The organism is Lentisalinibacter orientalis (assembly GCF_040706535.1).
Taxonomy (GTDB): Bacteria; Pseudomonadota; Gammaproteobacteria; order Steroidobacterales; family Woeseiaceae; genus Lentisalinibacter; species Lentisalinibacter orientalis.
The window spans coordinates 89,863-113,791 of sequence record NZ_JAPDRJ010000001.1; the positions used below are offsets into that span (position 1 = coordinate 89,863).

The following is a 23,929-nucleotide window of genomic DNA, read 5'->3' on the forward strand; positions in this document are numbered from 1 at the left end:
ACGAGGCGGCGCTTCTCCATCGGTGCGGTTTCTGGCCGACCGCTTGCCGATTCCTGTCTCCCGCGCCGGCCCTCAGGGGGCCAGGTTGGGATAATCCGGCAACATGCTCTGACCGTTCAGCGGCTTGTTCGCGCCGCGGTGACAGGTCGCGCAGTTCGCCTTCGGTGCATCGCCCTTTGGCCCGAGGCGATTCTCGGGATAGACGGGCTTCAGGGGCACCATGTACTCGGCGTTCAGGTTCCGCACCAGGGTCACACCGTGCCAGGAGGTGAGGCGCTGGGGCGTGCTCTCGTCCCACTGGGCGAAGGCCCGCGAGTTGTGGCAGAAGGTGCAGTTCACGCCGAGCGAGGTGGACATGTGCATCATCAGGCCGTAGGTGTATTCCGTGGCCTGGATGCTCGCACCCTGGTTGTTCTTCTGCGGCAGTGCGCTGTCGGCGATCACGCGTACCTGGCGATAGTCGTCCAGGAACTGGTCGAACGGGTCGCCGGGCAGTGACGAATAGGCCACCGATGCCATCCCGCCGATGTTCTGGGTACCGTTGTCGGCCGTGAAGCCGGCAGCCGACTCCCGCGGCAGCTGGTCGAACCAGATCTCGCCGGGCACGTTCTGGCCGCGGTGACAGGTGTAACAGGTCACGCCGGTCTGCTTGACGTGGTCCTGCCAGTTGCCGTTGATGTCCAGGTTCATCTGCAGCATCCGCCGCGACACGGTCTTGGTGTACAGCGAGTCGTCGGCGAAGTTCTCGCCGACGTGGCAGTAGTTGCAGCCCTGTTCCGGCGACACCCACTCGGTAATGGCCAGCATCAGGCGCGTGAACTCGCCCACGGAGAGATCGCCGAGAACCTGAACGTTCTGGTAGATGTCCCTCGCCTTCGGGCCGTCGGTGCTCGACGGCGGCTGAGGCGCGGGAACCGCGTGCAGGTCCGCGTTCGCGGCAATGGTCTCGGGGCTCTTGACGAGCTCCATGGCCGTGCCGCGATAGCCGACCTGTTCGGTCTCCTGGGGCGGCCACTCGCAGCCCGCCGTGGCGAGCAGCACCGCAGCCGTCAACAGCCACCCTGCGGGTTTCATTGTCCAGTTTCTCATTGCGGACCTCCCGGCAGCATGCCCGGATCTGCCGGTACTTCGGGGAAGACCAGCGGATAGGCCGGAGCGATGCCGTGCTTGACACCCCACAGGTACCAGTTGTCGACCACCGTGCCGGTCAGCAGGATGCCGATGCCGCCGGTCAGCGGACACAGCACCGCAAACCACCAGGCCCAGCGGTGGATGGACTCGATGTTGGCGTTGAAGCCCATGGTCCAGCGCCAGAACAGGCCCATGCGCTCCGAGGCGGTGCCCCGGTCCACGATCTGCTCCACCTCGCGGTCGCCGCCGTAGCGTCCCGTCGCCAGCACCGTGGCGCCGTGCATCGCGAACAGCAGCGTGGCGCCGTACAGGAAGGCGATGGACAGCATGTGGAACGGGTTGTAGAACAGGTTGCCGTAGCGGATCGAGAAGGCCGCGGTCCAGTCGAGATGCGGGAAGATGCCGAACGGCACCGCCTCACCCCAGCTGCCCATCAGCACCGGCCGGATGAAGCCTAGCACGAGATACAGCCAGATGGCGGCCGCGAAGGCCCACGCCACGTGGGTGCCCATGCCGAGCGCGCGGGCGCGCCGGTACATCCTGAGCCACCACAGTCCGATGGATGCGGTCAGGAAGAATCCCGCCAGCAGCCACCAGCCGCCTTCCGCGAGCGGCGGCAGACTGAGACCGTACTCCGGCGACGGCGGCTCGAGCGCGAGCCACGGCAGCTGCCGGACGAACTGGATCGGATCCCAGTTGACCGAGGCCCACATGTTCAGACCGATGATCTCGATGGCTATGAAGCCGCAGATGAGCGAGGAGAGTCCCAGCCAGCCCAGATAGAACGGGCCCACCTGGGCGTCGCCGATCTTGCCGAACCAGTACTGCAGTCTCGGTGACCCCAGCCGCGGCCAGCTGCCGGGCGGCAGCGCCACCCCGGGCTCGGGCGGCATGTTCACCTGCACCTGGGTAAATATGTTCTGGTATTGCGCCATGTTCGTTCCCCTTTCCTAGCGCCAGATCGGCAGATCGAGCCACCAGTTCCACCACTCGGGCCAGCCGCGCGTCCAGAACGGGCCGCTGATCACGATGCAGACGGCGCTCCAGAAACCGGCCGACAGGGCCAGGAACAGGCCGAGGCGGTGGATGCCGAGCGCGCCGATGGAATAGCCGATTGCGTCACGGAAGTAGGTGTTCTCGTGTTCGCCGCCTTTCACCACCTGGCCTTTCTTCGGGTTGGCCGCCGACAGGATCAGCGAGCCGTGCAGCGACAGTGCCAGTGTCGTCGTGAAGAAGAAGGTCACCGCGATCATGTGCGCGGGGTTGTAGTGGAAGTGCAGGTACTGGTAGCCCACGTTGGAGACCCAGTCGAGATGACTGAGGATCCCGTAGGGGAAGCCGTGTCCCCAGGCACCCAGCAGCACCGGGCGGATCACTACCAGCGTGAAGTACGCGAAGATTGCAACGCCGAAGGCGATGGGGACGTGATACCCCATGCCGAGCTTGCGTGATATCTCCGCCTGGCGCAGCGCCCATGAGACGAACGCGCCCAGCGCGCAGAAGGTGATGAGCTGCCAGAGCCCCCCTTCCTTGAGCGGTGCGAGGGCGAGACCGTAGCTCAGATCCGGCGGTGCGATATTGATCTGCCAGATATTCCAGGTCGGCCCTATCGCCGCGCCATAGATGATCAGGAGCGTCCCGAGAACGGTAAAGAAGATGGTGGTGACTCCGAAGAAGCCGACCCAGAACGGGCCGACCCAGAAATCGAACAGGTCGCCACCGATGAACGTACCGCCACGAACGCGATATTTTCTTTCAAAGCTGAGCATCGCCATCGCTTTTAATCTCCGTCAGGGCCGCGTTCGCACGCGGCTCCATGTAGTCCGCAGAGGGTGGCGGGCAGGGTCGGGCAGGCCCTGGGCCTGCCCACCACCTCCGGCGGTCGACGCGGTTACGTCAGTCTGGCGACCCGTGCGGGCTGCTCTAGCGGCGCGGTGGCCGCCGGCAGGTCCTGCGCCGAAGCACTCGGGCCTTCTATCCAGTTGAACCGATCCGTGCTGAGCAGGATGAAATGGATCAACAGGGCCAGCACGAAAAGGAACGTGAACAACGCGATCAGCGTCCTCCGCGGATCGAATAGTTGCCATAAACGCCACATATTCTTTCCTCCTTATGACAGGTACTGGATGAGCGGTTCAGCAGCCATCCGCGCACCATCGATGAGGGACGCATAGCCACCTTCCGGCGGAAGCCACGGCCGCCATTGCCACACTAGGAAGTGCGCAACGATGGCGATTGCCGTGAACACGATGAAGCTAACGACGAACAGCTTGTGGAAAGCCTGTGCTTGTTCGTCTGTCAGCCCGGTGAAAGACTCAGACATATATCTCACCTCCAGATCGGCCTCGCGGCCGGTTACCGCGCAAATCCCGCGCGGCGGGGATGGCCGTGACCAGGACCACGACCCCTTCCCGTCCCCTCAGGGGACGAAACTTCCGGACTCAGGCCATGAAGGCGAACGGCACGTAGGTGTTCGCCATGGCCCGGGCCTCTTCGAATATCGACATGTCGGCCGGCGCGCCCGGGGGCACGTTGCGCCAGCGACGCGGCAGCAGCCGGCCGGCAATCGCGATCATCAGGAAGATCGTGAATCCCACCGCGAATATCAGGTGATACTGCTTCGCGCCGCGGGCCGACAGGCTCGCTCTTGCATCCATCGTCTTGTGCATTTCAGCCATCAGTCTTCTCTCCTCATGTCCCCAACGGACCGTTCATGCCGCCCGTCCTTCTTTCAGCGCGGCCCGGGCGTCGGCCACGTGTTCTTCGGTCACCCGCTCTTCGCCCCGGCTGCGCGCCCGGCGCTCGGCGGCGTCGCGCAGGCGCTTCGCCGCGGAGATCCGGATCAGCACCGGCAGCTCCTCCACCACCCGGTCCAGGTCCGCCTTGGCGGCGTCCTCCCAGGGCAGCTCCTGGTGCAGCCGCGTGGGCGTGGCCTCGACGCTGTCCATGTCGGTGGCCAGCGGCAGGATGTGGAACAGCGCGTCGAACAGCGCATTGCACACCTCCTGCACCACGTAGGTGGCGCCCGCATAACCCATGAACGGCGTGCCCGTGTGCCGGCGGATCGCCGTGCCCGGGAACGAGGCCGGGATGTACATGGCCCGTGAGCCGTTCTCGGCGAGATACATGCGCTCGTTGTAGCTGCCGAACAGGATCAGGGGCGTCTTCTCCCGCACCGCTGCACGCACGGCTTCGTTGTCGGGCTTCTTCCCCGCGCTGCGTGCGAACGAGAACGTGCAGGGCAGACCGAGTTCGTGTTCCAGGTAATTCCGCAGGCCGCGCTCGTAGGTCTCGTTGGCCACCACGGCGAAGCTCGCCGTACCGAAGAAGTCCTGGGTGACCGAGCGCCACAGGTCCCACACCGGCTTGATGGTGGTGTGTTTCTCGCGCTCGATGAACGGCTCCGGATCGAGATCCAGCAGCTCGCCCAGCTTGCGCAGGAACTTGGTCGTCGAATGCACGCCGATCGGCGCCTGCAGATAGGGGCGCTCCAGCGTCTCGCACAGCAGCCGGCCGAACTCCCGGTACATGCAGACGTTCACCTCGGCATCCGAGAGCTTCTGCACGTCGGCGAGATGGCTGCCTAGCGGGAACACCATATTGACTTCGGCGCCGATGCCCTCCACCAGCCGCCGGATCTCGGCGAGATCGGAGACCGTGTTGAAGTAGCCGTAGATCGGGCCGATGATGTTGACCAGCGGCTTCTCGCCGTCCTTGCGCTTCTTCGGCTTGCGGATGCGTTTCGTGCCGTACTCCGTCCACAGCCACTGCATCGCGCGGTTGGCACTCTGCCACTGGTCCTCGTCGATGGTGCGCGGCAGGAAGCGCTTGATGTTGGTGCCTTCCGGCGTCACGCCGCCGCCGATCATCTCGGCGATGGAGCCGGTCACGACCACCGAAGGCAGATCCGGATCCAGCGTGGCGTGGGCCCGCTTCATGGCTTCTTCCGTGCCGTGCTGGCCGAGCTCGTCCTCGCCGAGCCCCGTCACCACGACGGGCAGCTCGTGGGGCGGCAGGCCGTCGGTGTAGTGCAGCACGGAGGTCACGGGCAGGTTCTCGCAGCCCACCGGACCGTCGATGATGACCTGCAGGCCCTTGATGGCGGTGAAGACGTACACCGACCCCCAGTAGCCGCCCGCCCGATCCATATCCAGAACCAGCATCAGACCATCGCCTCCGACGCCTTTTTCTTCGCCAGCCTCTCGAGCTGACGGCGGTAGTTCTCGCGGAACTCGGGGCGCTCCGCCGGCCGGTCCTCCCAGACGCCCGCCGTATCCCCGGAGCCGACGCCTTCGAAGAACGCCCGCATCTCGTCGAAGCGGGTCTTGTTGGCGAGCGCCGCATTGACGACCTGCGCCAGCGAGCCCGCGCCGGCGGGGCCCATCAGCGGCCGCGCCGAGATCAGGTTGGTGAAGTACAGGCCGGGTATCGCCAGTTCCTTCGCCTTCTGCACCACCGGGGTGGTGCCGATGGCGAGATCGGGCTCGAACTCGCGCATGGCGGCCAGGTCCTGCTCGAGCGAGGCCCGGAACTGCACCTGGACGCCTTTCGCCTCCAGCCATTCGCGGTCGGCGTCGGACCAGCGGGTGCGCGGACAGGCGCTGCCCACGTAGCGGACGTCCGCACCGCTCTCCACCAGCAGCCGTGCCACCAGCAACTCGGAGCCTTCGTAACCGGACAGGGTAATGCGCCCGTTGATCGGCGCCTCCGCGAGCGCGCCGCGGATTGCCGGCAGCACCGCGTTCTTCGCCGCGGCGATGCGCTCGGCGGGCACGTTGCAGGCCTCTCCGATCGCCTCCAGCCACGCGGCGGTGCCGTCGTGACCCACCGGAGCCGAGCCGACGATCGGCCGACCGGCCGCCTCGAACTCCCGGAAGGAAGCGGTGTAGAACGGATGGATGGCGGCGGCCACGGCGCAGTCCAGCGCCGCGTACAGCTCGCGCCATTCCCGGGTCGGGACCACCGGGCCGGCGGCGAGACCCATGGGCTCGAGCATCATGCCGATGCCGACCGGGTCGGCCGGGAACATCTCGCCCACCAGCGTCACGGTGGGCCGGTCCTCGACACCCTCGCGAGGCGCCTGCACCGGACCGTGCTCGGCTTCCGTGCGGGCATAGGCGAGCATGGCCCCGGCCAGCACGTCCTTCGCCTCGGCGTGGGTGGGCACCCCGAAGCCGGGCACGTCGATGCCGATGATGCGTACGCCGTTTATCTCCTTCGGCAGCAGGCGGAGCGGCACGCCGGAGGCCGTGGGCACGCAGAGATTCGTGATGACGATGGCGTCGTAATGCTCCGGGTCGGCCATCTTCTCCACGGCTTCCTTGATGTCCTCGTAGAGCCTGCCGGTGACCAGGGTCTCCGAGTTAAACGGCACATAGCCGACCGTGCGGCGGGCGCCGTAGAAATGCGAGGTGAAGGTGAGGCCGTAGACGCAGCAGGCCGAGCCCGACAGGATGGTGGCCGTGCGGCGCATGCGCAGGCCCACGCGCAGCGAGCCGAAGGCGGGGCACATGCTCTGGGGCTGGTCGTGGGGCCCCAGCGGATAATCCTCCGCGTAGCGCTCGAGCGCCTCGCCGTTGCCCGCCGCGGCCGCCGCCTCGCGCATCTTGTCGCGGCCGGCGTGGCAGCCATGGCCGTCCCCGCGGGTGGCCTCCACGTTGATGTCCGTCTTGTCGCTCTTGTCCGTCATTATTGTCGTTGCTGCCCCCGGCTCAGATCTGCTCGTAGACGACCTCCAGTGAAGGTTTCTCGACGTGGTTCTTGCCGCACATGTCCGCCTGGGTCGCCGGCTGCAGCTGGATGCCCCGGCCGACGTCCTCGGACTTGAACAGGTTCAGGAGGCCGTCGTGCTCCAGCGGCGTGGGATGCTGCGGCGGCGCGTCCGCCACGTTGCTGGCGAGTTCCTCGAACAGCGGCCCCCACTGACCGCCGGGCATGCCGACGATCTGATAGTTGGCGCTCTTGCGCCGGATGTCCTCGTCCGCCGGGATGGCGGAGAGCACGGGGATGCCGACGGCATCCGCGAATGCGCTGGCTTCGCCGGTTCCGTCGTCCTTGTTGATGACCATGCCGGCCACGCCCACGTTGCCGCCCAGCTTGCGGAAGTACTCCACCGCCGAGCAGACGTTGTTGGCGACATAGAGGGACTGCAGGTCGTTGGAGCCGACCACGATCACCTTCTGGCACATGTCGCGGGCGATCGGCAGGCCGAAGCCGCCGCACACCACGTCGCCGAGGAAGTCGAGCAGCACGTAGTCGAAGTCCCAGTCGTGGAAGCCGAGTTTCTCCATCAGCTCGAAGCCGTGGATGATGCCGCGCCCGCCGCAGCCGCGGCCCACCTCGGGGCCGCCGAGTTCCATGGCGAAGACGCCGTCGCGCACGAAGCAGACGTCGCCGATCTCGACCTCCTCGCCGGCGAGCTTCTTCTTCGAGGACGTCTCGATGATGGTCGGGCAGGCCTTGCCGCCGAACAGCAGCGAGGTGGTGTCGCTCTTCGGATCGCAGCCGATCAGCAACACCTTCTTGCCCTGCTGGGCCATCATGTAGCTCAGGTTGGAGAGCGTGAAGCTCTTGCCGATGCCGCCCTTGCCGTAGATGGCGATGATCTGCGTCTCTTTCGTGGCCTCGCCCGTGGGCACGGGATCGGGCTCTATGGAAGCCTCGGCCCGCAGCCTGGCCTGCATGCTGTCGGGAAGCTGCACGGTCACGCCGCCCTCGGTTCGCCTTTCGCTCATGAATCTCTCCCGCTACTTGCGTTCTTTCCAGTCGCGTCTTTCCAGTCCAGAACCATCTTCAGGCAGGCGGCATCGCCGAACGCCGTGCGATAGGCATCGGCGGCCTCGCCGGCCGGATGTCGATGGGTGATGAGGCCGGCCAGTGACAGCCCGCCGCTCGCGACGAGATCGCGCACGGCGACCATGTCGTCGGGGCGCCATTCGGCGGCGATGCGCAGCCGGGCCTCGCGCATGAAGGCCGGCGGGAACGAGAACGAGACCGGCTCGTGATAGAAGCCGGCGAGCACGATTTCGCCGCCGGGCGCCAGCCGGGCGATCAGCTCGTCGAGGAGCGAGGCATCGCCGCTCACGTCGCAGATGACGGCATAGTCGCGGCGCTCGTCCTCGGCCGGATCCAGCACCCGGTAGCCGAGCGCGCCGCCGGCCCGGGACGGATCCTTCTCCCACACCGTCACCGGGCGGTCGCCGAGCATCACCGCCAGGCGCGCGAGCAACCGCCCGAGCACGCCGTGGCCAATAATCAGTTCGGGCAGCGATGTCGGCGGGTCGGCGCCGGCAATGGCGTGGTAGGCCGTGGCGGCCAGCGCCAGCAGCACCGCATCTTCCTGCAAATCCTCGTCCACCGGTATGACGCGCTCGCCGGCCACGACCACCCGGGAGGCGGCGCCGCCGAACAGCCCGCGCACCTCGCCGAAACAGCGGGCACCGGGCACGAACACGAACTCGCCGGCGCGGCGGCCGGAGGCGGGCCCGGCCTCGCGGACCACGCCGACGGACTCGTAACCGGGGACCAGCGGATAACCCATGCCGGGGAACGGGGGCATGCGACCGGACCAGAGCAGACGCTCGGTGCCCGTGCTGATCCCGCTCCAGCGGATGTCCACCACGACGTCGCCCGCTTCGGGCGACGTCAGGTCCAGCCGGCTGAGCACCAGTTGCTCCGGTTTCTCCAGCACGACGGCAAGGGCATCCATAGTCACTGAGTCACACACTCCGGCTGCCCGACACGGACAGCCTTTAACGCCTTATGCGTCAGTCTAGCTTGACTGTCCCTATTGTCAAGTTCTATTGACGCTTTTGGTGTAAGGACTTTCGCCTAAGTCCGTGCGCGCTCCGCCACGATGACCCGGGTTAGCAGCGGCACCCGTGTGGGAACCGGCCGTATGCCGGTGAATCCGGCGGTGCCGAGGAGCGAACGGAGCTCTTCGAGGGTGCGCGGCCGGCCGCTGCGCATGGCGAACAGATAGAGGCCGAAGTAGGCGTCGCCCACCGGTTCTGCGCCCCGGGTGCCGGCCATCGGTTCGGCGAGCAGGAGCCGCCCGCCCGGCTCGAGGGCCGTGTGCGCGCGGGCCAGGATCGTTGCGGCGGCGGCATCGTCGTGATCGTGGATGACCCGCACGAGAGAGATCACATCGGCCCCGCCGGGCAGGGGGTCGTGGAGGAAATCGCCACCGGTCACCGTGGCACGCCCGCCGAGACCCGCCTCGTCGAGACGGCGCCGCGCACGCTCGGCGACCGCCGGCAGATCGAACAGTGCCAGCTGCAGGTGGGGCCAGCGCTGCCCGGCGGCGATGAGGAAAGTGCCCTGGCCGCCGCCGACGTCCAGCAGGCGGCGACAGCGCTTCAGCGATACCGCCGCGAGCACCTCGGCGGCGACGAAGGGCTGGGAGGCCGACATGAGTTCCGAGTAGTCGGCGACGCGCTCCGCCGCGGCGCCGGCCGGCTCAGCCTCGGTGGCGTAGGCCCAGTAGGCGCCCAGCGCGGTATCGGGCCGCTCGCCGCGCAGCAATGCCAGCGGATCGGCCAGATCCGCATAGAGCAGGCGATGATGACGAACCATGGCGGCCACGCCCGGGTTGCCGCGCAGCGCCGCGCCGAGGGCACCCAGCGCATAACGCCCGTCCGGGCGCCGGCTCAGCAGCCGCAACGACGCGGCGGCGTCGAACAGGCGTGTCGCCGCGCTCTCCGGCAGGTCACAGTCCCGCGCCAGGGCGGCGCCGTCGCGGGGCCCCTCCGCCAGCCGCTCGAACAGATCCAGCTCGACGCAGGCGAACAGCACCTGGGAATAGACGAAGCCCGCGCAGAGATCGAACAGTTCCCGCGCGCGGCGACGGGCGATGGGGCGCGTAAGAGGGAAAGCCGCCGCCCAGCGCTGGAACCGGGCACTGGCGAGCAGTGCGTCGCGCCACCCGGCCAGCCTGTCCCTCAGGGCCGGCACAGGCTGCCGGACCACGGCGTCACGCCACCAGGCGCGCCAGGTCTTTCGGCACCAGGCGGCGGGACTCGTGGTGGATCAGATCCTCCAGGCTCTCCGCGCCGGGGCAGTCCGGTATGGCGGCGATGGCGGCGTCCACCAGTTCTTCCATCCGGCCGAGCGCGCGTGTGATGCCGAGTTCGGTGGCGGCGCTGGGACGGCCCAGCGCGGCATCGCGACCGACGGGCTTGCCGAGTTCCTCGCAATCGCCCGCGGCATCGCGGAGGTCGTCTGCGACCTGGTAGGCCTCGCCGAGGCGCTCGCCCAGCGCCCGCCAGTGCGCGGGATCCGCATCCGAGGCGATGGCGCCGGCTTCGGTGGCGGCGACGAACAAGGCCGCCGTCTTCGCGCGGTGGTAGTCGGCCAGCACCACCCGGGGCTCGCACTCCCAGGCCTGGCCGGCCACGAGACCGGCGGGCCCGCCGACTGCACGGCTGACGGTGAGCAGCAGCGGCGCCAGGCTGCGGTCCGCGCCCGCGGCACCGTCCGCGATGACTTCGAAGGCGAGCACGATCAGTGCGTCGCCGGTGAGGAGCGCCAGCGGCTCTCCCATCGCCCGGTGCAGCGACGGCTTGCCCCGCCGGAGCGCGGCATCGTCGAAGCAGGGCATATCGTCGTGCACGAGGGAGGCACAGTGCAGCAACTCCAGCGCGGCCGCGGCGGCCACGGCCGAACGGCTCGCCTCGCTGCCGCAGGCCTCGGCGACCGCGAGACACAGCCGCGGGCGCACCCGCGCGCCGCCGGGGAAGACGGCATAATGCATCGCCTCGGCGAGCTTTGGCGGGCACTTCGGTTGCGCGCTCCCCTGCTCCAGCGCCGCAGCCAGCGCCGACTCGATCCGCGATATGCCTTCCATGCCCGCCTCCAGGTAGTCACATTAGAGTGTCATGCTAGATTGTCAGATTTGGTGTCAGTTAGAATAGACACACGAAGAGACGGAGTCAATCGGTTGTCCTCGCCCTACCCGCCTTTCGACGCACCGGTCCCCGCCGACGGCTACCGCTGGTGGTATGTGGACGCGATGAGCTCCGACGGCCGCCAGGCACTGACCCTGATCGCGTTCGTCGGCAGCGTCTTCTCGCCCTGGTACGCCATGGCACGCCGGCGCTCACCAACCGACCCTGCGGGTCACTGCGCCCTGAATGCGGTGCTGTACCGGCCGCGGTCCAAACGCTGGGCGTTCACGGAGCGGCCGGCCGAGCGGGTCGAGCGTGGCGCCGACGAGTTCCGCATCGGCCCGAGCCGGGTCCGGCGGGACGGCGAGGACCTGCTGTTCGAGATCGACGAGGTCACCGTGCCGGTGCCCACGCGCCTGCGCGGCACCGTGCGCGTGCGCCCGGAGATTCCCGGCGCGGGACCCTATGCTCTCGACGCAGACGGGCGCCACCACTGGCAGCCGCTCGCGCCCCGGGCCCGGGTGGAAGTGGACCTGTCTTCGCCCGCCTCCCGCTGGAGCGGCAGCGGCTACCTGGACAGCAACTGGGGCGACGATGCCCTGGAGCGCGACTTCGTCGGCTGGAACTGGTCGCGCATGGACGCCGGCCGGGACGCGGCCGTGCTCTACGACGCCGTCCGCCGGGACGGCAGCCGCCACTCGCTGGCGCTGCGCTTCGCCCGGGACGGCGGTGTCGCGGATTTCGACGCGCCGCCCGCCGCGATGCTGCCCGCCACGGCCTGGCGCGTGGCGCGGACCACCCGCGCCGAGGAACCGGGCGGCGCCAGGGTGCTGCGCACGCTGGAAGACACGCCCTTCTACGCCCGCTCGATCGTCGCCGCACGGCTGTTCGGCGAGACGCTCACGGGCGTCCACGAGAGCCTGTCGCTGGATCGCTTTGCGTCCCCCTGGGTGCAGTGCCTGCTGCCCTTCCGGGCACCGCGCCGCTGACACCATGTAGGAGGGCCTTCAGGCCCGACCCGGCTGTGGGAGGGCGGGGGTTATTCCTCGGCGACCGCCACCGCATCGCCCGGCCCGGCGCGTTCCCTGCGCTCGAGTTGCGCGAACAGGTCCAGCAGCCAGTAGGCCCAGCTTCTCAGTCCGGCCGGCTGCGGCGCCGCCGCCGGTGGCGCGGCGGCCGCGGCGTCCACCAGGAACGCGGTGGCCGGCAGGGGCGGCGCTGCATCGTCCACGGGCGGCATCGCTGCCGAGGCGAGCCCGCGAGCCAGCAGGCGGGCCTTGCGGCTCGCCGGCACCACCGCGCGGCCGCTCACCGAATCGAGCCGGCGCCGGCGCACCTGATCGCCGATGCCGGCGTACAGGAACCGGGCTGCGTGGATGCCGGGACGACAGGTCCAGGGCAGCCGGGATATCCCCGCCTCCGCCCGGTCGTAGAGCAGGTCGGCCTCACGCAGCAGGCGTTCCACCACGCCGCCGAGGGCGCCGCAATGTGTGGGGCGGGTGAGCCACTCGTCGGGCACGATACCGGCCTCGCGCAGCCACGACAGCGGCAGGTACAGCCGGCCCGCCCGCGCGTCCTCGCCCACGTCGCGGGCGATGTTCGACAGCTGCATGGCCACGCCCAGATCGCAGGCCCGGGCCAGCTGCTGCCGGCAGCGCACGCCCATCAGCATCGCCATCATCGTGCCGACCGTGCCTGCCACCCTCGCCGCATAGGCGTGCAGCTCCTCCAGCGTCTCGTAGCGCCGTCCCTCGGCATCCCAGCGGAAGCCCTCCAGCAGGGCGGCGGGCAGGGCCTGCGGGATGCGGTGCTCCCGCACCACGCGGGCGAAGGCGCGGTCTGCGGCGATCGGCAGGGGATCGCCGGCATAGGCGCGCTGCAGCCGGTAGTCCAGATCGGCCAGCACGGCCCGGTTGCCGCGGGTGTGGTCCGCGATCTCGTCTACGGCATCGTCGGCGAGCCGGCAGAAGGCGTAGAGGGCCGTCGCCGGTTCGCGCACCCGGCGCGGCAGCAGATAGGAGGCCGCGTGGAAGGTCCGCGAGCCGTGGCGGAGTAGCTGCCTGCACGCGGCCAGGTCGCCGTCGCCCCGCGACGGCGGCAATGCGTCGCGGAATTGAAGCCCGCCTCGCGTGCGGGTATCCAAAGTCGTCATCGTACGGCGCCCCCCGCCTCCACGCTCCGCGCGAAACCGACGATCAGTTCCGCCACCGTTCCCGGCTCCTCTTCGTGAGCCAGATGCCCCAGTCCCACCAGCCGCTCCACCCGGGCGCCGGGCACCAGGCGCGCGACCCGGTCGGCTTCCTGCGGCGCGACCGTGCCGTCCTGCTCGCCGACGACCAGGAGCAGCGGTACCGTCAGCTCCGGATATTGCCGGATCATCGGCGCCAGGTCCCAGCGGGACATCATGGCGATGGTAGCCGCAACGTGTGCCGGACTGCACATGAGCCGCCGATACAGCGCCACGCCCTCGTCATCCAGCCGGGAGCCGGTGTCCCGCAGCAGGCGGGTGACGGCGCCGGGGTCGGCCGCACGGCGGGCGACCAGCCGCGGCACGAAATCCAGCCGCGCGAGCAGCCGCGCGGCCGGCGAGAACAGCTGGCCCGGCAGCCCCCGGAACGGCAGCAGCGCGCCGTTGATACTCACGACTCCGCCCGGTTCGATGCTTCCGTCCAGCACCATGCGCAACGCGATGGCCGCGCCGGCCGAATGGCCCACCACCAGCCGGGGCGATACGTCCAGCGACGCCAGCAGTGCTGCGACGGCGCCGGCCATGCCCGGCAGGGAATAGCCATCGCCGGCCGCCGCCGAGGTGAAGCCGTGACCGGGCAGATCCGGCGCCACCACCGTGAACTCGCGCGCCAGCTCCGGCAGCAGATCCCGCCAGGAATGCGTGGATGCCCCGGTGCCGTGGAGCAGCAGCGCCACCGGGCCGTTGCCGGCCCGCTGGACGTGCCAGCGGATCCCGCCGGCCTCCACGAAGCGGCTCGCCTGCCGGTTCGGCCAGTCGCGGCCGTCGGACTCCCATTGCAGCGTCGCGCCGGTGCGGGCGTTGCCGTCGTCCCGCCCGGCCGGAGCCAGGTCCCGGCGGGCCACCGCAACGCCGGCGTCAGGCCGCCGCATGAGTGGCTCCTGCCGCCAGTTCGCCTTCCTGCCGCACGGCCCGGGACAGCGCCGCCGCGTCCGCCTGGGGCAGCGGCAGATAGCGTGCGGCCATGGCCTCGGCGAGTTCCCTCGCGTCGGGTCGCGCCCGCGGCGAGGTGTCGATCACGAGCGTGGAGAGAGCCGCCACGCGCAGCGACCGGGCCGCCTGCAGGGCGTCCTCCCGCGCTCGGGTGCGGCCGCCGACGCCGTCGCGTCCCACGTTGGCGCGGCCGTCGGTCAGGAACACGACCAGCGGCGTCTCCCCGCGGCGCCGTGCCGCCTCCGCGATGGTCAGCGAGGAATCGATGGCGGCCGCCAGCGGGGTGCCGCCGCCGCCGGGCAGTTGTGCGAGGCCGCGCTTCGCCCGCACCAGCGAGCGCGTGGGCGGCAGCAGCAGTTCGGCACCCGCCCCGCGGAATGCGATCAGCGCCACCCGGTCCCGGCGCACGTAGCAATCCGCCAGCAGGAGTTCGACGGCGCCTTTCGCCTCCGCCAGCCGGTGCATGGCGGCCGACCCGGAGGCATCCACCACGAAGATGCTCGTGGTCTCGGTGCGCTGACGGAAGCGGGTGATGCGGAAGTCGCTCTTGCGCACCTCCACCCGCGCACCGCGTTGCGCGGCGCCGCGGCCGCGGGCCGTCTCCTCCCGGCGCAGCGGCTGCCAGGGCGCGGCGGCCCGCAGGGTCTCGATCACGTTCAGGCGCGCGCCGTCCCGCAGCTCGCCGGCTCGCGCGCCGGTCGGCCGGCCGCGCAGCCGCGAGGTCTGCACGGCACCGGCCTTGCCGGCAGTGCCGGAGCGCAGCGCCCCGCCGGCCGCCAGCAGCGCATCCAGCAGCGCCGCCGGCAGTGCCGCCCGAGCCGCCTCCAGCACCTGATCCGGCAGCGGGCCGTCGGGGATGCCCTCCTCCTGACGCTCTTCCGGCGGCGAGTCGGGCTCCCGGTCTTCGGGCCGGTCCTCGGGCCGTTCTTCTTCCTCGGTCTCCGTCTGCGGGAGACGGGTGGCACGGGGCGCCAGCACGAGCCGTGCGGCGCCGGCGGCGTCCTCGTCCGTCACCTCGTCGCGACCGGCCAGCGCGGCCAGCGCCCGGGCGGCCCGCAGCGCCAGCAGGGAGGCACGCAGCGAATCCACGCCAAGGGCGAGCGCCGCCCCGCAGAGTGCCTCGGCGTAGCGCTCGTCGGCCGTGACGCCGGGCAGCACGCGGCGGGCGGCCTCGATCCGGCCGGGGGTGCATCCGGCGGGCACCTCGCGGGTCTCGCGATAGCCGATCGCGCTCAGGTCGAGGTGGAATGCCAGCCGGTCGCGCAGGGCGGCGGCCGGCTGCTCGTCCTCGTCCAGCCCTTCGTCCAGCGCCACGATGCCGACGCGGGCCGCCTGCCGCGCAGCAATCCCGTCCCGTTCCAGGACCACCCGGCCGGTGTCCAGCGCCGCTGTGAGGTGGGCGACGGTGGCGCGCTCCGCCCGTTCGGCGGAGGTCAGCAGCAGCACGCCGCCGTCGGCCTCGGCCAGCAGCCCCGACTCCGCCACCGGCCGTCCCTGACCCAGCGTCGCGGCGAGGTCGAGGCCGCCCAGCAGGCGCGCCTCGGTGACGTGCACCGGTATCCGGCGGAACGGTGTCCCGGCCGGCAGCAGGCTGCGCAAAACCCGGAGCCACTCGTCCCTGACCGGGCCCGCGTGGGCCCTGAGATTCATGCCGCCGAAACCCGCCGGATCCATCGCGAACAGACACGCGGCCCGCAGCGCGTCGGACCAGGCGGCGCTCACGGCCCGAGCACCTCGTCCAGCGCCCGCTCCACGCGCACGCCGGAGCCGGAGTCGTCGAGCGGGTTGCGCCGCAGCCGGTGACGGAGCGCCGGGCCCGCCACCTCGCGCAGGTGTTTCTCTGTCACCTCGTCGGCACCCTCCAGCGCCGCCAGCGCCCGGGCCGCACGCACCAGCGTCAGCTCGCCCCGCAGCCCGTCGGTGCCGAGAGCGATGCAGAGCCGGGCCGCCTGTTCCAGCATGGCATCGGAGACGGCGACGTCGTCGATGTGCTCGCGCGCCTTGCGTATCTTCGTCCGCAGGCGGCCGTCGCGGCGCTTCCACTTGGCGACGAACGCGGCGGGGCCGCGCTCGTATTCGTCCCGGCGCCGGATGACCTCGATGCGGGTGGCCAGTTCCTCCGGCGTGCGCACCTCCACCGACAGCCCGAAGCGGTCCAGCAGCTGCGGCCGCAGCTCGCCCTCCTCCGGGTTGCCGCTGCCGATCAGTACGAAACGCGCCGGATGGCGCACGCTGAGCCCCTCGCGCTCCACCACGTTCTCGCCGGAGGCGGCCACGTCCAGCAGCAGGTCCACCAGGTGGTCCTCCAGCAGGTTCACCTCGTCGATGTAGAGGAAGCCGCGATGAGCGCGCGCCAGCAGGCCGGGCTCGAAGGCCTTCTCGCCCTGGGTCAGGGCCAGCTCCAGATCCAGCGCGCCCACCACGCGATCCTCGGTGGCACCGAGGGGCAGGTCGACCACCGGCACCGGCAGCGTGCGGCTCTGCAGTTCGCCGTGCCGACTGCGCTCGCGGCACTCGTCGCACAGATCGTCCGTGGCATCGGGATCGCAGCCGTAGCGGCAGCCCGTCACGGCCCGCATCTTCGGCAGCAGCGCCGCCAGCGCACGCACGGTGGTCGACTTGCCCGTGCCACGGTCGCCGAACACCAGCACGCCGCCGATGCCGGGATCGACGGCGGCGATCATCAGGGCGAGTTTCATCTCGTCCTGACCGACGATCGCGGAAAACGGGAAAGGTGCCGCCATCTCAGAGACTCCGGTCGCGGGTTTCAGTAGCGGCCGGCGAAAACCGACGCGGGGCCGTCATCGGCACGCTCCTCCGGCTCCGGCGCCCCCGCGCCCCGGGAACCCAGACTCCAGCGCCAGAGCGCCGATACGTCGAGCGGCAGCACCAGGAACCAGTGCTCCAGCACCGCCACCGCCATCAGCGCGGACAGGAATGTCCACGCCACGGCATCGTGGGGCGCGGCCGCAGTCGCCGCCGCCCCGATCATCCAGGCCGTCACGAGCGTCGCGACCGTGACCGAGAAGGGAAACAGCAGATTCATCGAGCGGCGCCGGAGGAAACTGGCGAGATACCCGAGATGCTCGGGCAGCAAGTCTTCGTTGAGGTTGCGCACGCCCAGGAACACGTTCAGGCGGGCGCTCTCGTGCATCGCGAGCAGCACGACGAAGGTCCACAGGCCGAGCCGGTTCGGCTCGCCGGCGGTCAGGAACACCATCACCAGCGCCACGGCCACGATGGCGGCCTCGTGATAGTAGCTGGTCTGCAGCGCGTGCCCGAAATGGCGCCAGCCCGAGCAGCCCTCCTCGCAGCGGTGCTTGCGGGGCCCGGTCAGATAACCGAGGTAGTAACTCGCCTCCACCCACACCCAGGCCAGCAGCCCGCAGCTGAAGGAGAGGTAGGCGCCGCCGACGGTGGTATTGTCGGCCGCGGCGGCGAGGCCGACCAGTGCGGCCACCAGCACCGCCGTGGCGCCGGCCATGCTCCAGGGGAAAGTGCGCTTCGGCAGCCCGTCCAGATAGAAGACCACGCCGGTGCTGAACCACCACAGGAACAGGGCATACAGTACCGGCAGGACATATTCGGGCACGCAGCGCTTCCTCTACCAGTTCACTCTTTACCAGACCGGCGCCATCCGCACCGTCGCGGGGAGCTCGTTTCGTTTCGCCGGCAGAGTATACAGTCGGGCGAAGACGGCGAAGCCGGCCGCCGCGAGCGCGCCACGCTTCGCCAGACCCATGAGTCCGCCGCGCTCTTTCGCCGCTGCTGCGGACTCGGAGATGCGGCGCAGCCGCTCGAGCCCGCGGCGGAAGCGGGGATCGTCGATGTCGAGCTGCAGCGGGAAGACTTGCTTCGTGATCGCGTTGGTGATCTCGAACACCCGGTAGTCGTACTCGGTGGGGTCCATCTGCATCGCGTCGTACATCTCGGGGCGGGTGTGGTCGCGCACGTACATCGTGGCGTACACCGCCAGCAGGAAGAACCGGATCCACAGCTTGTTCGCGCCGCGCAGCAGGTGCGGGTTGGCGCGCATGATCAGGGCGAAAGCCTCGCCGTGGCGGTACTCGTCGTTACACCACTGCTCGAACCAGCGGAAGATGGGATGGAAACGGCGCTCCGGGTGCTTCTCGAAGTGCCGGTAGATGGTGATGTAGCGCGCGTAGCCGATCTTCTCCGACAGGTAGGTGGCGTAGAAGATGTATTTCGGCTTGAAGAAAGTGTACTTCTTGGCCCGGCGCAGGAAACCGAGGTCCACCGCCACGCCGAAGTCTTTCAGCGAGCGGTTGATGAAGCCCGCGTGGCGGGACTCGTCCCGGGCCATGAAACCCATCAACTCCTTGACGTCCGGGTTGTCCACCGCGCGCTTGATGTCGGCATACAGCACGCAGCCGGAGAACTCCGAGGTGACGGAACTCACCATGAAGTCGATGAACTCCTGGCGCAGGGCCTCCGGCAGCTCGCGTATCTCGTCTTCGAACTCCGGCGGCCGCACGAAGTGGTTGCGATTGGAGTCGTTGCGGAACTCGTCCATCATCGCTTCCCATTCCTCGCGCACCGGGCCGACGTCCAGCCGGTCCATCGCCGCAAAGTCGGTGGTGTAGAAGCGCGGCGTCAGCAGCGTCTCCGTCGTCGCCGCCGTGGTGGATTCGTTGACCCCGGGCCGGTCCCGGCCCGCATCCATCGTCGCTTCCATCCTTCTCTCCTCTTTATCGTTGCGTCGCCGCGCCGTTGGCGGCCGTCTGCGCGGTCTCTCCCGCGCCCGCCTGCAGCAGCGTGACGAATATCTTCACGTTGTCGCTGCCGAATGGACCCAGATACAGCCGGCGCTCGGTCTCCGGGTCCTCCAGCGTCAGCCTGCCGTCGGCCCAGCGAGTGAGCACGAAGGCCGGCTCCGGCCCGATGCCGCGGAGCTTGCGGTCCCGCGCCAGGCCGCGCAGCACGCCGCGCAGGAAGCCGTTGGTGCCCGGCTCGACGACGTAGAGCACGTCCCCCGCCGCCGGATCCCGCACGACCACCGAGCCGTCCGCGGCATCCTCGAACGCGAGTTCGCGGCTCTCGACCGCGGCCGAGGGAGGCACCTCGACCGTACCCACGCCGGTCAGCCGCGCCCCGGCGGCGGCGAGTATGGTGAGCACCACCAGCGCCAGCGCGCCGAAGATGGCCGGGCGGGGGATGCGGTCGCCGTGTGCGTCGCTCACGGGAGCCGCCTCAGCGTGCCGCGGCGGCGAACGAGCCGGCCGTTGCCTCGTCGGCCAATCGCTCTCCGCCCTGCGACCGCGCCACGCTCTGGCCCGCCGTCTGGTTCGACGTCTGGTTCGAATATTGAGCCAGCGCATCGGCCAGCAGTCCCGCCACCCGCTCCGCATCCGGGATGCCGCGCAGCATGGGCTGGGCATTGCCGAAGCTCCAGGGCCGCACGTGCGGCCAGAAGATCAGCCACGAGACGCCGTTGCCGGGCTTCACGTTCACCGGTATGTCGCCGGAACCGTCCGAGCCGATCTTCACCGCCGCCGACTGCACCAGCGAGTACGGAATATTGGCCGTCATCGGCAGCGCGATGCCGAAACGCAGCATCACCCGTTCGGTGGTCACCGTGTAGATGGTCGTGCGCCCCATCTGCCAGGCGATCAGCAGCAGCACGCCGACGGCGAGGCCGGCCGGTACGGCCAGGCCCGCTGCGCCCGCCAGCGCGGCACCGACGCCCTGGCCGCCGACCAGGTCGGTGCCGATGCGCCAGGCGGCCAGCAATGCGAAGTAGAACACCAGCTTGCGCACGTGCAGCGCGCTGATCGCGAGGTTCTGCCAGCGGGGCGAGCCCTGCCAGAGCAGTCGCTCGCCCTCCGGCAGCGGCTCCGGGATCCCGGGCATGTACTCGGGGGCGTGGTCGTGATGACTCATATCAGCGGCTCCTGGCGCACCGGATCGGCGTACAGCGTGCCGCTGCCGAAGTAGCCCATGATGCGATCTTCCTCGCGCAGCGTGACGAGGTCCGGGTTGGCCGTACCGGGCACGTGCGCGAGCTGATGGCCCTTGAGCGCGTCCACCTTGACCCGGCCGCGGCCGCCGTCGATCTTCGCGAAGTAGATCGGCACGAGTATGCGCCGCGGGCCCGTCGCACCGCCCACCTCGGCCTCGAGGTAACGCACGTGGGGCTCGGACAGGTCGAGCCACAGGTCCTTGATGGTACCGGCCACTTCGCCGTCGGTGCCGACCAGGTCCATGCCGCGGGGATCCGCGTCACGGCGGTCCACCTCCGCCTCGCTCACGCTGCGCATCGGCACGATGCGGGCGCGGCCATCGTAGGTCTGATCGGGCTCGTCGGCACGATTGGCGAAGGCACCCGGGCCGACGCCGGCGCCCACGCCGTCGCCTTCCGGGATCAGCGGCGCGCCGGGGAACGGCGCGGCGGGCTTCGCCTTGATGTCCGTCTCCGGCTCCTCCCGGCGCGGCGACTGCACGGTATGGCCGTCGCGCAGCAGGAAGGTCTTCGGCGACGGCACCGCCGGGAAGCCCTGCACGGTGACGCTGCCGGAGCGTTCCGACTCCAGCGGATAGCCTTCCCGCTTGTCTTCCCGGCGCAGATAGATGATCAGGCCGGCGAAGAATATCCAGAAAGCGTAGAGAACGAGTTGTGCTACGTCGATGTAGCCAGTAATAGCGCCGGTTTCCATAGTCAATCTCCTTGAGGCAAACCGCTCAGCCCGGGAATTCCGCCAGGCCGAACCTCGATGGCGACCGCTCGGGGCTCGCAGGCGCATGACGCACGAGCGGTCCTATCGCGATCAACGTCGCAAATAACAACAGTATTTCCAGGTGGTAGACGAAGCTGTAGCCGGCCGAGGCGTCGTTCATGGCCGGTCCGAAAACGCCGGCGCTCGCCAGTCCCGACACCAGGTCGCGGATGGCGCCGCCCGCGGCAATAGCGATGCCGGCCGCGCTGGCCTGCACCGCACCCCATGCGCCGAGTGCGAGTCCCGTGTAGCGCCCCCGGTTCATCGCCATGGCGGCGGTGAGGGTACCCACGGAGAAAAGCCCCGCACCGAATCCGATCAGCACGGTGCCCGCCCGGAACAGGTTGGCCGAGGCGAGCGGCGCGGCGAAGATCACGGCCGGGAAGGCGAACAGCCCCACCAGCGCGCCGACGCCGGCCAGCCGGAAGGCGTCGCCGCCGCGGGCGAGATGCCGCGCGGCCAGCGCGAAGCCAACGAGGGTGCCGCCGGCCAGCAGCGCGGTCAGTGCGGTGGTGGCACCGACGCTCAGGCCGAGGATGTGGCCGCCGTAGGGCTCGAGCAGGATGTCCTGCATGCTGAAGGCCGCGGTCCCGAGACCCACGGCCACCAGGAAGCGCCGGGCGCCGGGCGCCTCGGCGAACGCGCGCCAGGCGTCGGCGAACGACGGCCGAGGCAGGCTGCGGTCGGTCTTCTCCGGCTGCATCGCCTCCTGCTTCCACAACGCCAGCATGTTCAGCGCGAAGGTCGCGAGCGCCGCCCCCTGGATCACCTGGATGAGGCGCACCTGACTGAAGTCGCGCAGCAGCGCGCCGAACACCAGCGCACTCACCACCATGCCGACCAGCAGCATGACGTACAGCAATGCGACCACCCGCGGGCGCGATTCCTCCGGCGCCAGGTCGGTGGCCAGCGCGAGGCCGGCGGTCTGGGTGGTATGCAGGCCGGCGCCGACCAGCAGGAACGCGAGCGCCGCGCTGGCATGGCCGATCCAGGCCGGACCATTCGAGTCGCCGGACAACAGGATCAGCGCGAACGGCATGATGGCCAGGCCGCCGAACTGCAGCAGGGTGCCGAACCAGATGTAGGGCACCCGGCGCCAGCCCAGCACCGAACGATGGGTATCCGAACGGAATCCCACCAGCGCCCGGAACGGAGCGAACACGATCGGCAGGGCGACCATGGCGGCCACCAGCGAGGCGGCCACGCCGAGCTCGACGATCATCACCCGGTTCAGGGTGCCGGCGATCAGCACCATGGCCATGCCCACGGAGACCTGGAACAGCGACAGGCGCAGCAGCCGCCCGAGCGGGAGCTCGGCCGAGGCCGCATCGGCGAAGGGCAGCAGCGCGGGACTCACGCCCCGCCAGCTCTTCGCCAGCCTGCCGTTCAGGGATCTCATGCGTGGATCAACTCCTGGGCGTGGGAGGTGTAGAAGCCGCTGGCGATGCGCTCGTCGCGACCCGTCCGCCAGCCCTCCAGGGCCGGCGCCTCGCCGATGCGCCGGTGCAGCGCTCCCCGGCCCACCGGCACGATGGCGGGCGCGCGGTGATGACGGTTCGGGATCAGGCGGCCGGCGGCATGCATCAGCGCAAGCGCCGGCGTGCGCGGCGCGAACGTGAACAGGATGGACGTGCCGGCGAGCCGGCCGAAGCCACTGAGCACGCGGACGATGTCCGGCGCGTCGTAGTGGATCAGGGAGTCCATGGCCACCACGTGGTCGAAGCGGCCGAGGCTCTCGTCGAACATATCGCCCACGCGGAAGTCGATGCGGCCGGCGCCAAGCTCGGACGGCAGACGCTCCCGGGCCAGCTCGATCAGCGTCGGCGACAGGTCGACGGCGGTCACGTGGGCGCCGCGGCGGGCGGCCTCGACCGCCAGCGCGCCGGTGCCGCAGCCCGCATCGAGGATGGTGCGGCCCTCCAGATTCTCCGGCAGCCAGGACAGCAGCTGCTCACGCATGCGGTCGCGGCCCGCGCGCACCGTGGCGCGTATGCGTCCCACCGCCTCGTCGGAGGTAAGCCGACGCCAGGCGTCGACCGCCGTCCGGTCGAAATAGGTCTCCAGCTCGCCGCGGCGTTCCTGGTAGGTCATGGTCGTCATCAATCGAATCCCAGAAAATCGAAGATGTCCCGGTCCTTCATCGGCGTGGCATCCATCGGGTCCGTTCCGTCCCACAGGGCCTGGGCCAGGCGCAGGTATTCCTGCCGCACGGCCTCCAGCCCTTCGGCGTCCTCCATCTCGAACAGCGTGGACTTCTTCAGCCGGCTGCGCCGGATGACGTCCAGGTCCGGGAAGTGGGCCACCCGATCCAGCCCGATGGCCTCGTTGAAGCGGTCGATCTCGTCGGTGCCGGCGCTGCGGTTCGCGACGACGCCGCCGAGGCGCACGTTGTAGTTCTTCGCCTTCGCCTGGATGGCCGCGACGATGCGGTTCATCGCGAAGATGGAGTCGAAGTCGTTGGCGGTGACGATCAGGGCGCGGTCGGCGTGCTGCAGGGGCGCCGCGAAACCGCCGCAGACCACGTCGCCGAGCACGTCGAAGATGACCACGTCGGTGTCGTCCAGCAGGTGGTTCTGCTTCAGCAGTTTCACCGTCTGGCCGACGACGTAGCCGCCGCAGCCGGTGCCCGCGGGCGGACCGCCGGCCTCGACGCACATGACGCCGTTGTAGCCCTCGTACACGAAGTCCTCGGGCCTGAGTTCCTCCGGATGGAAGTCCACGGACTCGAGCACGTCGATCACCGTGGGCACCAGCCGCTTCGTCAGCGTGAAGGTGGAGTCGTGCTTCGGGTCGCAGCCGATCTGCAGCACCCGCTTGCCGAGCTTCGAGAACGCCACGGACAGATTCGACGACGTCGTGCTCTTGCCGATGCCGCCCTTGCCGTAGACGGCGAACACCTTCGCCCGGCCGATCTTCTCGGGCTCCATGTGCACCTGCACGCTGCCCTCGCCGTCCAGGCCGCGGCTTCGGTTGCCGATTTCGGACATCGGAACGCTCGT

The 23,929-nt window shown here is 69.7% G+C and carries 25 protein-coding genes; 1 reads left to right on the forward strand and 24 read right to left on the reverse strand.

The genetic code is table 11. From position 1 onward, the window contains the following. Positions 1 to 72 precede the first annotated feature (72 nt). The 12 genes from pufC to ACJMK0_RS00425 all read right to left on the reverse strand — a co-directional run bounded on the left by pufC (position 73) and on the right by ACJMK0_RS00425 (position 10,975). Entirely contained in the window at positions 73 to 1,089 is a 1,017-nt protein-coding gene (pufC, locus tag ACJMK0_RS00370) for a photosynthetic reaction center cytochrome PufC (protein ID WP_405234835.1), read from the reverse strand. Beyond that, positions 1,086 to 2,066 (reverse strand): photosynthetic reaction center subunit M, encoded by a 981-nt coding sequence (gene pufM, locus ACJMK0_RS00375; RefSeq protein WP_405234836.1) that lies wholly within the window; start codon positions 2,064 to 2,066, stop codon positions 1,086 to 1,088. Before pufM ends, pufC begins: the two co-directional genes overlap by 4 nt. 15 nt (positions 2,067 to 2,081) lie before the next feature. Then, positions 2,082 to 2,906, reverse strand: a complete 825-nt coding sequence (pufL, locus tag ACJMK0_RS00380) for a photosynthetic reaction center subunit L (protein WP_405234837.1) — start codon at positions 2,904 to 2,906, stop codon at positions 2,082 to 2,084. 116 nt (positions 2,907 to 3,022) lie between these two features. Then, entirely contained in the window at positions 3,023 to 3,229 is a 207-nt protein-coding gene (gene pufA / locus ACJMK0_RS00385; RefSeq protein WP_405234838.1) for a light-harvesting antenna LH1, alpha subunit, read from the reverse strand. Positions 3,230 to 3,241: 12 nt separating this feature from the next. Then, on the reverse strand, positions 3,242 to 3,454 hold the full coding sequence (pufB, locus tag ACJMK0_RS00390; protein ID WP_405221653.1) for a light-harvesting antenna LH1, beta subunit: 213 nt from the start codon (positions 3,452 to 3,454) through the stop codon (positions 3,242 to 3,244). A gap of 118 nt (positions 3,455 to 3,572) precedes the next feature. Further along, positions 3,573 to 3,809, reverse strand: a complete 237-nt coding sequence (locus ACJMK0_RS00395) for a hypothetical protein (RefSeq protein WP_405234839.1) — start codon at positions 3,807 to 3,809, stop codon at positions 3,573 to 3,575. Between the two features lie 33 nt (positions 3,810 to 3,842). Next, entirely contained in the window at positions 3,843 to 5,294 is a 1,452-nt protein-coding gene (gene bchZ / locus ACJMK0_RS00400) for a chlorophyllide a reductase subunit Z (RefSeq protein WP_405234840.1), read from the reverse strand. After that, the gene (bchY, locus tag ACJMK0_RS00405; protein WP_405234841.1) at positions 5,294 to 6,820 is read right to left on the reverse strand and encodes a chlorophyllide a reductase subunit Y; all 1,527 of its coding nucleotides are present in this window, start codon (positions 6,818 to 6,820) and stop codon (positions 5,294 to 5,296) included. Before bchY ends, bchZ begins: the two co-directional genes overlap by 1 nt. Before the next feature lie 22 nt (positions 6,821 to 6,842). Then, entirely contained in the window at positions 6,843 to 7,814 is a 972-nt protein-coding gene (locus ACJMK0_RS00410) for a chlorophyllide a reductase iron protein subunit X (protein WP_405237854.1), read from the reverse strand. Positions 7,815 to 7,861: 47 nt separating this feature from the next. After that, the gene (gene bchC, locus ACJMK0_RS00415) at positions 7,862 to 8,839 is read right to left on the reverse strand and encodes a chlorophyll synthesis pathway protein BchC (protein ID WP_405237856.1); all 978 of its coding nucleotides are present in this window, start codon (positions 8,837 to 8,839) and stop codon (positions 7,862 to 7,864) included. 122 nt (positions 8,840 to 8,961) lie between these two features. Continuing rightward, positions 8,962 to 10,098, reverse strand: a complete 1,137-nt coding sequence (locus ACJMK0_RS00420; RefSeq protein ID WP_405234842.1) for a methyltransferase — start codon at positions 10,096 to 10,098, stop codon at positions 8,962 to 8,964. A 4-nt stretch (positions 10,099 to 10,102) separates the two neighbouring features. Then, positions 10,103 to 10,975, reverse strand: a complete 873-nt coding sequence (locus ACJMK0_RS00425; protein WP_405234843.1) for a polyprenyl synthetase family protein — start codon at positions 10,973 to 10,975, stop codon at positions 10,103 to 10,105. A gap of 93 nt (positions 10,976 to 11,068) precedes the next feature. Between ACJMK0_RS00425 and ACJMK0_RS00430 the strand changes: the two genes are divergently transcribed. Then, complete coding sequence (locus tag ACJMK0_RS00430; RefSeq protein ID WP_405234844.1) at positions 11,069 to 12,004, forward strand: carotenoid 1,2-hydratase; 936 nt, start codon at positions 11,069 to 11,071, stop codon at positions 12,002 to 12,004. A 50-nt stretch (positions 12,005 to 12,054) separates the two neighbouring features. On the opposite strand, the gene ACJMK0_RS00435 is transcribed toward ACJMK0_RS00430, so the two are convergent. The 12 genes from ACJMK0_RS00435 to bchL are packed head-to-tail and all read right to left on the reverse strand — an operon-like array spanning position 12,055 to position 23,917. Next, positions 12,055 to 13,167, reverse strand: a complete 1,113-nt coding sequence (locus ACJMK0_RS00435; RefSeq protein WP_405234845.1) for a phytoene/squalene synthase family protein — start codon at positions 13,165 to 13,167, stop codon at positions 12,055 to 12,057. Then, on the reverse strand, positions 13,164 to 14,135 hold the full coding sequence (gene bchO / locus ACJMK0_RS00440) for an alpha/beta fold hydrolase BchO (protein ID WP_405234846.1): 972 nt from the start codon (positions 14,133 to 14,135) through the stop codon (positions 13,164 to 13,166). Before bchO ends, ACJMK0_RS00435 begins: the two co-directional genes overlap by 4 nt. Next, complete coding sequence (locus ACJMK0_RS00445; protein ID WP_405234847.1) at positions 14,122 to 15,918, reverse strand: magnesium chelatase subunit D; 1,797 nt, start codon at positions 15,916 to 15,918, stop codon at positions 14,122 to 14,124. The genes bchO and ACJMK0_RS00445 overlap by 14 nt, the downstream gene beginning before the upstream one ends. After that, positions 15,915 to 16,940, reverse strand: coding sequence for a magnesium chelatase ATPase subunit I (bchI, locus tag ACJMK0_RS00450; protein ID WP_405234848.1), 1,026 nt, complete (start codon positions 16,938 to 16,940; stop codon positions 15,915 to 15,917). The genes ACJMK0_RS00445 and bchI overlap by 4 nt, the downstream gene beginning before the upstream one ends. 23 nt (positions 16,941 to 16,963) lie before the next feature. After that, on the reverse strand, positions 16,964 to 17,788 hold the full coding sequence (puhE, locus tag ACJMK0_RS00455) for a putative photosynthetic complex assembly protein PuhE (RefSeq protein WP_405234849.1): 825 nt from the start codon (positions 17,786 to 17,788) through the stop codon (positions 16,964 to 16,966). A gap of 27 nt (positions 17,789 to 17,815) precedes the next feature. Continuing rightward, a complete protein-coding gene (gene acsF / locus ACJMK0_RS00460) occupies positions 17,816 to 18,880 on the reverse strand; it encodes a magnesium-protoporphyrin IX monomethyl ester (oxidative) cyclase (protein WP_405237858.1) in 1,065 nt (354 codons plus the stop codon). Between the two features lie 25 nt (positions 18,881 to 18,905). Further along, positions 18,906 to 19,397: a photosynthetic complex assembly protein PuhC gene (puhC, locus tag ACJMK0_RS00465; protein ID WP_405234850.1), complete on the reverse strand. Its 492-nt coding sequence runs from the start codon at positions 19,395 to 19,397 to the stop codon at positions 18,906 to 18,908. A gap of 10 nt (positions 19,398 to 19,407) precedes the next feature. Further along, positions 19,408 to 20,097 (reverse strand): photosynthetic complex putative assembly protein PuhB, encoded by a 690-nt coding sequence (gene puhB, locus ACJMK0_RS00470; protein WP_405234851.1) that lies wholly within the window; start codon positions 20,095 to 20,097, stop codon positions 19,408 to 19,410. Then, the gene (gene puhA / locus ACJMK0_RS00475) at positions 20,094 to 20,870 is read right to left on the reverse strand and encodes a photosynthetic reaction center subunit H (RefSeq protein WP_405234852.1); all 777 of its coding nucleotides are present in this window, start codon (positions 20,868 to 20,870) and stop codon (positions 20,094 to 20,096) included. The genes puhB and puhA overlap by 4 nt, the downstream gene beginning before the upstream one ends. Before the next feature lie 25 nt (positions 20,871 to 20,895). Continuing rightward, the gene (locus ACJMK0_RS00480) at positions 20,896 to 22,329 is read right to left on the reverse strand and encodes a BCD family MFS transporter (RefSeq protein ID WP_405234853.1); all 1,434 of its coding nucleotides are present in this window, start codon (positions 22,327 to 22,329) and stop codon (positions 20,896 to 20,898) included. Next, positions 22,326 to 23,030 carry a magnesium protoporphyrin IX methyltransferase gene (bchM, locus tag ACJMK0_RS00485; protein WP_405234854.1) on the reverse strand — a complete coding sequence of 235 codons (705 nt, stop codon included), beginning with the start codon at positions 23,028 to 23,030 and terminating at the stop codon, positions 22,326 to 22,328. Before bchM ends, ACJMK0_RS00480 begins: the two co-directional genes overlap by 4 nt. Continuing rightward, positions 23,030 to 23,917 carry a ferredoxin:protochlorophyllide reductase (ATP-dependent) iron-sulfur ATP-binding protein gene (gene bchL / locus ACJMK0_RS00490; protein WP_405234855.1) on the reverse strand — a complete coding sequence of 296 codons (888 nt, stop codon included), beginning with the start codon at positions 23,915 to 23,917 and terminating at the stop codon, positions 23,030 to 23,032. The genes bchM and bchL overlap by 1 nt, the downstream gene beginning before the upstream one ends. Between the last annotated feature and the right edge of the window lie 12 nt (positions 23,918 to 23,929).

Bases quoted from the DNA above. Each gene is read 5' to 3' on its own strand.
- pufC (WP_405234835.1), bottom strand. From the start codon at position 1,089: ATGAGAAACTGGACAATGAAACCCGCAGGGTGGCTGTTGACGGCTGCG.
- pufM (WP_405234836.1), bottom strand. From the start codon at position 2,066: ATGGCGCAATACCAGAACATATTTACCCAGGTGCAGGTGAACATGCCG.
- pufL (WP_405234837.1), bottom strand. From the start codon at position 2,906: ATGGCGATGCTCAGCTTTGAAAGAAAATATCGCGTTCGTGGCGGTACG.
- pufA (WP_405234838.1), bottom strand. From the start codon at position 3,229: ATGTGGCGTTTATGGCAACTATTCGATCCGCGGAGGACGCTGATCGCG.
- pufB (WP_405221653.1), bottom strand. From the start codon at position 3,454: ATGTCTGAGTCTTTCACCGGGCTGACAGACGAACAAGCACAGGCTTTC.
- ACJMK0_RS00395 (WP_405234839.1), bottom strand. From the start codon at position 3,809: ATGGCTGAAATGCACAAGACGATGGATGCAAGAGCGAGCCTGTCGGCC.
- bchZ (WP_405234840.1), bottom strand. From the start codon at position 5,294: ATGCTGGTTCTGGATATGGATCGGGCGGGCGGCTACTGGGGGTCGGTG.
- bchY (WP_405234841.1), bottom strand. From the start codon at position 6,820: ATGACGGACAAGAGCGACAAGACGGACATCAACGTGGAGGCCACCCGC.
- ACJMK0_RS00410 (WP_405237854.1), bottom strand. From the start codon at position 7,814: ATGCAGGCCAGGCTGCGGGCCGAGGCTTCCATAGAGCCCGATCCCGTG.
- bchC (WP_405237856.1), bottom strand. From the start codon at position 8,839: ATGGATGCCCTTGCCGTCGTGCTGGAGAAACCGGAGCAACTGGTGCTC.
- ACJMK0_RS00425 (WP_405234843.1), bottom strand. From the start codon at position 10,975: ATGGAAGGCATATCGCGGATCGAGTCGGCGCTGGCTGCGGCGCTGGAG.
- ACJMK0_RS00435 (WP_405234845.1), bottom strand. From the start codon at position 13,167: ATGACGACTTTGGATACCCGCACGCGAGGCGGGCTTCAATTCCGCGAC.
- bchO (WP_405234846.1), bottom strand. From the start codon at position 14,135: ATGCGGCGGCCTGACGCCGGCGTTGCGGTGGCCCGCCGGGACCTGGCT.
- bchI (WP_405234848.1), bottom strand. From the start codon at position 16,940: ATGGCGGCACCTTTCCCGTTTTCCGCGATCGTCGGTCAGGACGAGATG.
- acsF (WP_405237858.1), bottom strand. From the start codon at position 18,880: ATGGATGCGGGCCGGGACCGGCCCGGGGTCAACGAATCCACCACGGCG.
- puhB (WP_405234851.1), bottom strand. From the start codon at position 20,097: ATGAGTCATCACGACCACGCCCCCGAGTACATGCCCGGGATCCCGGAG.
- puhA (WP_405234852.1), bottom strand. From the start codon at position 20,870: ATGGAAACCGGCGCTATTACTGGCTACATCGACGTAGCACAACTCGTT.
- ACJMK0_RS00480 (WP_405234853.1), bottom strand. From the start codon at position 22,329: ATGAGATCCCTGAACGGCAGGCTGGCGAAGAGCTGGCGGGGCGTGAGT.
- bchM (WP_405234854.1), bottom strand. From the start codon at position 23,030: ATGACGACCATGACCTACCAGGAACGCCGCGGCGAGCTGGAGACCTAT.
- bchL (WP_405234855.1), bottom strand. From the start codon at position 23,917: ATGTCCGAAATCGGCAACCGAAGCCGCGGCCTGGACGGCGAGGGCAGC.